Annotated in this window: 1 protein-coding gene; it reads left to right on the top strand. The window is 47.6% G+C overall.

Annotated features, from left to right (window positions below):
* Positions 1-207, top strand: a 207-nt coding sequence (locus tag DWW91_RS27955; protein WP_117704145.1) for a hypothetical protein, incomplete at its 5' end; no start/stop codon positions are given.
* Positions 208-380: the final 173 nt, after the last annotated feature.

A 380-nucleotide genomic window follows, 5' to 3' on the forward strand; every position in this document is an offset into this window, starting at 1 on the left:
ATCATCCGGAGCTTCGGCATTGCCGAAACAACCTCCTTCTTCCGTATTGCAGTCCCTTCCTTTTACCGTTTGTCCCGGCAGTCCGTTGCTAACCCGTTCCCCCCTGTCACTTGTGGCAGGGAGATAGGAGTATGGTTTTGCTTGCAAAACCGTATGGCTTGTTTTACTTTCCGTACTGCCCTTTTCCTTGTTTTCTGCCTCCCCTAATGTGCTTTTTTCATAGCTCCATCTGAGATCCTTTGTTTTTGAACGGCAAATTTATTTCGGTGGATGGATACGAAAGAGTTCCGGTCTTCGCCCTTTGTCCCGAAAAAAATAACGCCGGACGGCTTCGCTGTCCCCAACATTTTTTGTCGTCCAAAACTTTTCTTAATCCCTCC

It is taken from the genome of Parabacteroides sp. AF17-3, from assembly GCF_003635445.1.
Lineage (GTDB): Bacteria > Bacteroidota > Bacteroidia > Bacteroidales > Tannerellaceae > Parabacteroides > Parabacteroides goldsteinii.